The sequence below is a fragment of the Micromonospora sp. C95 genome, from assembly GCF_018070465.1.
Classification (GTDB): Bacteria; Actinomycetota; Actinomycetes; order Mycobacteriales; family Micromonosporaceae; genus Micromonospora.
In genome coordinates this window covers 125,513-132,905 of the sequence record NZ_JAGPXT010000016.1, presented here as the reverse complement: position 1 = coordinate 132,905, position 7,393 = coordinate 125,513, and the positions used below count along the sequence as shown (strand labels likewise).

The 7,393-nt window shown below is 72.9% G+C and carries 4 protein-coding genes and 1 tRNA gene; all 5 read left to right on the top strand.

Annotation, left to right across the window (positions count from 1 at the left end; all coding sequences use genetic code 11):
- The first annotated feature begins 547 nt into the window (after positions 1–547).
- The 5 genes from fdh (at position 548) to selA (ending at position 7,391) form a co-directional block, all read left to right on the top strand.
- The gene (fdh, locus tag KBX00_RS19125; RefSeq protein WP_307868892.1) at positions 548–3,841 is read left to right on the top strand and encodes a formate dehydrogenase; all 3,294 of its coding nucleotides are present in this window, start codon (positions 548–550) and stop codon (positions 3,839–3,841) included.
- Complete coding sequence (locus KBX00_RS19120) at positions 3,841–4,899, top strand: 4Fe-4S dicluster domain-containing protein (protein WP_210828856.1); 1,059 nt, start codon at positions 3,841–3,843, stop codon at positions 4,897–4,899. The genes fdh and KBX00_RS19120 overlap by 1 nt, the downstream gene beginning before the upstream one ends.
- The gene (gene nrfD, locus KBX00_RS19115) at positions 4,896–5,915 is read left to right on the top strand and encodes an NrfD/PsrC family molybdoenzyme membrane anchor subunit (RefSeq protein WP_210828854.1); all 1,020 of its coding nucleotides are present in this window, start codon (positions 4,896–4,898) and stop codon (positions 5,913–5,915) included. Before KBX00_RS19120 ends, nrfD begins: the two co-directional genes overlap by 4 nt.
- A 55-nt stretch (positions 5,916–5,970) precedes the next feature.
- Positions 5,971–6,066 (top strand) — tRNA-Sec (locus tag KBX00_RS19110).
- A gap of 20 nt (positions 6,067–6,086) precedes the next feature.
- On the top strand, positions 6,087–7,391 hold the full coding sequence (selA, locus tag KBX00_RS19105) for an L-seryl-tRNA(Sec) selenium transferase (protein ID WP_210828852.1): 1,305 nt from the start codon (positions 6,087–6,089) through the stop codon (positions 7,389–7,391).
- Positions 7,392–7,393 lie beyond the last annotated feature (2 nt).

Genomic DNA, 7,393 nt, shown 5'->3' with positions numbered 1-7,393 from the left:
CCTTCCTCAAGGCGTTGAAGCAGGTCGACGGCTGGCAGGACATGCCCCTCACCGAGGCAGCCCAGACCGTCCAGGTCTCGGCCTACCCCGACCACTACGCCCAGTGGGAACAGCAGGCCGCCGACCTAGTCACCCAACACTGGACCAGCTGACACCAGCCGACAACCGAAGACATTCCTCCACAGGGGGAGCAAGAACCGCCGGCCGGCACCCGACACCCCGGGTGCCGGCCAGCGGCATCTGCGGGAGGCCGCCGGCGGCTCATACTGTGGCGGCGGTCACGGCAGGGGTAGGAAGAAGCGGAGCGGGTAACCTGTTGACTCGGGTGTCGGTGTGTCAAGTGTCCCCGGGCCTCACCTAAATTGCCTTCGCGGAATACCGTTCGGCTGGAGCCGCGTCGCGCCACTCGCCGAGAGGCGACCTGCACACCGGCACCTTCGTCGCCCCCGGCCCGATCTCGGGCCGGGGGCGACGTCGTGGTCTGGTTCGGGAGGTGGGTCGCCGATCCCGGCCCGCTGCCCTAAGGTCGAGACCGGAGGTGTGGAGCGTGGGGCTGCGGGACAGGTTGCTGGGCTGGCCGGTCTACCGGCAGCTCACCGGCACCGATCCGCTGGGCCGGGGCGCCGCGGCCCGCTCGACCCGCAGCGCCGAGTTGACCGCCCGTACGCAGGACGCCGACCGGGTCGCCCGTTCCGTCTGCCCGTACTGTGCCGTCGGCTGCGGGCAGCGGGTCTTCGTCACCGACGAGCAGGTCACCCAGATCGAGGGTGACCCGGACAGCCCCATCTCCCGCGGCCGGCTCTGCCCGAAGGGTGCCGCCAGCCGGAGCCTGGTCACCAGCCCGCTGCGCCAGACCACGGTGCGCTACCGGCGGCCGTACGGCACCGAGTGGGAGGACCTGGACCTCGACACGGCGCTCGACATGATCGCCGACCGGGTGCTCGCGGCCCGGGCCGACACGTGGGAGGACACCGACGCCGAGGGTCGGCCGCTGAACCGGACGTTGGGGATCGCCAGTCTGGGCGGGGCCACCCTCGACAACGAGGAGAACTACCTCATCAAGAAGTTGTTCACCGCGATGGGGGCGCTTCAGATCGAGAATCAGGCCCGGATTTGACACTCCGCCACCGTCCCCGGTCTGGGGGCCAGCTTCGGTCGCGGTGGCGCGACGGATTTCCAGCAGGATGTGGCCAACGCTGACGTCATCGTCATCCAGGGCTCCAACATGGCCGAGGCCCATCCGGTGGGCTTCCAGTGGGTGATGGAGGCGAAACGGCGCGGGGCCAAGGTCTTCCACGTCGATCCGCGGTTCACCCGGACCAGCGCGGTCGCCGACGCGTACCTGCCGATCCGGGCGGGCACCGACATCGCGTTGCTGGGCGCGGTGGTGAACCACATCCTCAGCAACGAGCTGGATTTCCGGGAGTACGTGCTGGCGTACACGAACGCCGCGACGATCGTCAGTGACGACTTCGTCGACGCCGAGGACGCCGAGGGTCTCTTCTCCGGCTTCGACCCGACCACCGCCAGCTACGTGCAGGACAGCTGGCAGTACGCGGGCCACGAGCGGGACTCCGGCAGCGGGCACACGGCCCGCGAGCGGGAGACCGCGGCCGGTCTGCGCCACGAGTCGCACGGTGCTCCGGTCGCCCGGCAGGTACAGCGGGACGAGACGTTGCAGCACCCGCGCTGCGTGTACCAGATCCTCAAGCGGCACTTCGCCCGCTACACCCCGGAGATGGTGGAGCGGGTCTGTGGCGTACCTCGGGAGAAGTTCCTGGAGTTGGCCCGCGCCTGGACGGAGAACTCCGGGCGGGAGCGCACCGGCTGCCTGATCTACTCGGTCGGTTGGACGCAGCACACGGTCGGGGTGCAGTACATCCGCACCGGGGCGATCATCCAACTGCTGCTGGGCAACGTGGGGCGGCCCGGTGGTGGGGTGTTGGCGCTGCGTGGGCACGCCAGCATCCAGGGCTCCACCGACATCCCGACCCTGTTCAACCTGCTGCCGGGCTATCTGCCGATGCCGCACCACGCCCGGCATCCCGATTTCGACGCCTGGGTGGACGGCATCCGGCATCCGGGTCAGAAGGGTTTCTGGGGTGGAGCCCGTGCCTACGCCGCCAGCCTGCTGAAGGCGTACTGGGGGGATGCAGCCACTGCGGAGAACGACTTCTGCTACGGCCACCTGCCCCGCCTGACCGGCGACCACGGCACCTACCAGCAGGTGCTCAACATGATCGACGGCAAGGTGAAGGGCTACTTCCTGCTCGGCCAGAACCCGGCGGTCGGTTCGGCGCACGGCCGGGCCCAGCGGCTGGGCATGGCAAACCTCGACTGGCTTGTCGTCCGTGACCTGTTCATGATCGAGAGTGCGACGTTCTGGCAGCGCGGGCCCGAGGTCGCCACCGGTGAGATCGTGCCGGAGCAGTGCCGCACCGAGGTGTTCTTCCTGCCGGCCGCCTCCCATGTGGAGAAGGAGGGCACCTTCACCCAGACCCAGCGGCTGCTGCAGTGGCGGGAGAAGGCCGTCGACCCGCCCGGCGACGCGCGGTCCGAGCTGTGGTTCTTCTACCACCTGGGGCGCCGGATCCGGGCGAAGCTGGCCGGCTCGACCCTGCCGCGCGACCGGGCACTGCTCGACCTGACCTGGGACTATCCCACCCACGGCGGGGACGCGGAACCGGACGCCGAGGCGGTGCTGCGGGAGATCAACGGGTACGACACCACGACCGGCCGCCCGCTGTCGGCGTTCACCGAGGCCCGGGACGACGGGACGACCGCGATCGGCTGCTGGATCTACACCGGCGTGTACGCCGACGGGGTGAACCAGGCGGCCCGCCGCCGGCCGGGACACGAACAGGACTGGGTGGCCGCCGAGTGGGGGTGGGCGTGGCCGGCGAACCGGCGCCTGCTCTACAACCGGGCCTCCGCCGACCCGCAGGGCCGCCCGTGGAGCGAGCGGAAGAGGTACGTGTGGTGGGACGCCGAGGCCGGCCGATGGACCGGCCGCGACGTGCCGGACTTCGAGGTGTCGAAACCGCCGTCGTACCGGCCGCCGGAGGGTGCCACGGGATCGGCGGCGCTGGCCGGTGACGATCCGTTCATCATGCAGTCCGACGGCAAGGGCTGGCTGTACGCGCCCAGCGGAGTGCTGGACGGGCCGCTGCCGACACACTACGAGCCGGCCGAGTCGCCGGTGCGCAACCCGCTCTACGGCCAGCAGGCCAATCCCACCCGCAAGCGGTACGACCACCCGGTGAACTCGACGAACCCGAGCCCACCACAGCAGCACGACGAGGTCTTCCCGTACGTGTTCACGGTCAGTCGGCTCACCGAGCATCACACCGCGGGCGGGATGAGCCGGACCGTGGCGCCGCTTGCGGAGTTGCAGCCGGAGATGTTCGTGGAGGTCTCCCCGGAGCTGGCGGCGCTGGCCGGGCTGACCCATCTCGGTTGGGCGCACCTGATCACCGCCCGGGCGGCGATCGAGGCCCGGGTGCTGGTCACCGACCGGCTGGTGCCGCTGGCCGTCGACGGTCGGGTGATCCACCAGCTGTGGCTGCCGTACCACTTCGGCTTCGAGGGTCTGGTCACCGGTGACTCCGCAAACGACCTGTTCGGTATCACCCTGGACCCGAACGTGCTGATCCAGGAGAGCAAGATCGGCACCTGTGACGTGCGGCCGGGTCGCCGGCCCACCGGGACGGCCCTGCGGGACTTGGTGCAGGATTACCGCACCAGGGCCGGCATCGTGCCGGGTGCGGTACCGCCGGCGGTCACTCCCGGGGTGCCGGTCGAGCCGCCCGGACCCACCGGCGACGGAGAGGGGAACCCCTGATGGCCGATCCGCCGCACCGGCCCACCGCACCGGCCCAGTCGTCGCTGCCGGCCGCCGATCCGGCGGCCGGGGCCGGCTGGGTCGACGCGCCCCCGAGGATGGGTTTCTTCACCGACACCAGCGTCTGCATCGGCTGCAAGGCGTGCGAGGTGGCCTGCAAGGAGTGGAACGGGGTACCCACCTCCGGGCTGGACCTGCTCGGCATGTCCTACGACAACACCGGCGCGCTCACCGCCAATTCGTGGCGGCACGTCGCCTTCGTGGAACAGCCTCGACCCGCCGGTCACGGCACCGCGCCGGTGGCCGGGAACCCGACCGGCGGCCCGGCCGGCCCGGCCTCCGTCGCCCGGTCGGCCGACACCGTCACCCCGACCGGAACCGAGCCGGAGGTGCTGCCCGGTGAACCGCCGGCCGCGGCCCGGACGACCGAGTTCCTCGGCATGCCCGCCGCCGGGCCGCCCGGCCGTACCGGCAGCGCCGAGGGGCGCAGCGACTTCCGCTGGCTGATGATGTCGGACGTGTGCAAACACTGCACCCGGGCCGGCTGCCTCGACGTCTGCCCGACCGGGGCGCTGTTCCGCACCGAGTTCGGCACCGTGGTGGTGCAGGAGGACATCTGCAACGGCTGCGGCTACTGCGTGTCGGCCTGCCCGTACGGGGTGATCGACCGGCGCGTCGACGACGGCCGGGTGTGGAAGTGCACGCTCTGCTACGACCGGATCGGCGCGGGACTGACCCCGGCCTGCGCGCAGGCCTGCCCGACCGAGTCCATCCAGTACGGCCCGCTGGACGAGCTGCGGGAACGGGCCGCCGTCCGGGTCGCCACGTTGCGGGAACGGGGGGAGACGCAGGCCCGGCTGTACGGCCACGACCCGGACGACGGTGTGGGTGGCGACGGCGCGTTCTTCCTGCTGCTCGACGAGCCGGAGGTGTACGGTCTGCCGCCGGATCCGCAGGTCACCACCCGGGACCTGCCGGCGATGTGGCGCCGGGCGGGGCTGGCCGCGTTGGCCATGACGGCGGCGGCCGTCGGTGCGTTCCTCGGTGGTCGCCGGTGAACCGGGACCGATCGGCCGTCGGCGACCGGTTCCGCCGCTTCCGCGCCGGCCGTCGGGCAGGTGAGGAGCTGGCCGTGCCACCGGCGGAGTTCACCTCCTACTACGGCCGGCCGATCCTGAAACCGCCGGTGTGGACGTGGGAGATCGCCGCCTACCTGTTCACCGGCGGGCTGGCCGCCGGGTCGTCGCTGCTCGCGGCGGGCGGGCAGCTCACCGGACGTGCCGAGGTGCGCCGCGCCGGCCGGCTCGCCGCGCTGGCCGCGGTCACCGCCAGCGCCGGTCTGCTGGTCAAGGATCTGGGCCGGCCGGATCGGTTCCACCACATGCTGCGGGTGGCCAAGCCGACCTCGCCGATGTCGGTGGGCACCTGGATCCTCACCGGCTACGGTCCAGCCGCTGGGCTGGCCGCGGTGGCTGAGGTGGCGCCGCTGCTGCCGACGCGGGGTCCGCTGGGGTTGGCCCGTCGGGCGTTGCCGTCGGTGGGGCGGGTCGCCGGGCTGGCCGCCGCGGTGACCGCGCCGGCCCTGGGCACGTACACGGCGGTGCTGCTGGCCGACACGGCCGTGCCGTCCTGGCACGAGGCGTACGCCGACCTGCCGTTCGTCTTCGCGGGCAGCGCGTTGGCCAGCGGCGCGGGAGTGGGTCTGTTGGCCGTGCCGCCGGCGCAGGCCGGTCCGGCGCGGCGGCTGGCGGTGGCCGGTGCCGGGCTGGAACTGTTCGGCGCGCACCGGGTGGAGAATCGCCTTGGTCTGCTGGGTGAGCCGTACCGGACGGGGCGGCCCGGTCGGCTGCTGCGCGCCGGGCGGGCGCTGACCGTGGCCGGGGTGGCCGGGGCGGTGCTGGGCCGGCGGAGCCGACTGGTCTCGGCCGTCTCCGGTGCCGCGTTGCTGGCCGCCTCGGTGGCCACCCGTTTCGGGGTGTTCCACGCCGGTGTCGCCTCGGCCCGTGATCCGAAGTACACGGTGCTGCCGCAGCGGGCCCGGCTCGACCGGCGGGCGGCCGAACCCGACCGGTAGGGGCGGTGCCGGCTCGGCCGCACACCCGCCGCCGAGCTGTGATCCAATGGCCGGTGGAGGCGTTCAGGCGGCTGGTGCCCCTCCCGGTCTTCAAAACCGGTGTGGCCCGGGATCCGGGCCAGGCGGGTTCGATTCCCGTCCGTCTCCGCCAGACTGCGAGGGGATGGACCGATGAGCGACGGCGGCGCCGACCCGCGGCGCCGGGTGCCGCGTACCGACGTGTTGCTGGCCGAGCCGTCGTTGGCTGCGGCCGCCGTCGCGGTCGGCCGTGACCGGGTGCGCGGCGCGGTGCGGCAGGCCCAGGAACGGGCCCGCCGGGGGGAGATCGACCCGACCGAGGTACGCGACGCCGCGTTGGCCGCGTTGCCGCCGCCGGTGCCCCGGGTCGTGCTCAACGCCACCGGGGTGGTGCTGCACACCAATCTCGGGCGGGCCGCCCTGTCCGAGGCCGCGCTCGCCGCGGTGACCGCCGCCGCCGGGTACACCGACGTGGAGTTGGCCCTGGGCACCGGGCGGCGGGCCCGCCGTGGGCGCGACGCGCTGGACGCCCTCGCCGCCGCCGTACCGGCCGCCGAGGCGGTGCACGTGGTCAACAACGGTGCCGCCGCGCTGGTGCTGGCGGCGACCACGCTCGCCGCCGACGCGGAGATCGTGGTCAGCCGGGGCGAACTGGTGGAGATCGGTGACGGTTTCCGGCTGCCCGACCTGCTCACCAGCACCGGTGCCCGGCTACGCGAGGTGGGCACCACCAATCGGACCACCCTGGATGACTACGCCGCCGCCGTCGGGCCACGTACCGGCTTCGTGTTGAAGGTGCACCCGTCGAACTTCCGGGTCACCGGTTTCACCTCGGCGGTGCCGGTACGCCGACTGGCCGGGCTTGGCGTGCCGGTGGTCGCCGACATCGGCTCCGGGCTGCTCGTGCCCGACCCACTGCTGCCGGACGAACCGGATGCCGCGAGCACCCTGCGGGCCGGGGCGGCACTGGTCACCGCCAGCGGCGACAAGCTGCTGGGTGGTCCGCAGGCGGGGCTGCTGCTCGGCACCGCCGAGCTGGTCGAGCGACTGCGCCGGCACCCCCTGGCGCGGGCCTTGCGGGTGGACAAGCTGACCCTGGCCGCGCTCGCCGGTACGCTCGGTGACCCGCTTACCCCGACCTACCGGGCCCTGCACGCCGACGTGGCGGCGCTACGCGATCGGACCGAACGGCTACGCGACGCCCTCGCCGCCGACGGCCGCAAGGTCGAGATGGTGCCGGCGGTGGCGGTGGTCGGTGGCGGCGGTGCGCCCGGGGTTGAGCTGGACTCGTGGGCGCTGAGCCTGCCCGAGCGGTACGCCGGGCCGCTGCGGGTCGGCGACCCACCGGTGCTGGGTCGGGTGGTCCGTGGTCGGCTGCTGCTCGACCTGCGTTGCGTGCCCGAGCGGGCCGACGGTTCGCTGCGCGCGGCGGTGCTGGCCGTGCCGGGAGACGACTGACC

Coding starts and splice junctions, on each gene's coding strand:
- KBX00_RS19120 (WP_210828856.1), top strand. CDS start 3,841: ATGGCCGATCCGCCGCACCGGCCCACCGCACCGGCCCAGTCGTCGCTG.
- selA (WP_210828852.1), top strand. CDS start 6,087: ATGAGCGACGGCGGCGCCGACCCGCGGCGCCGGGTGCCGCGTACCGAC.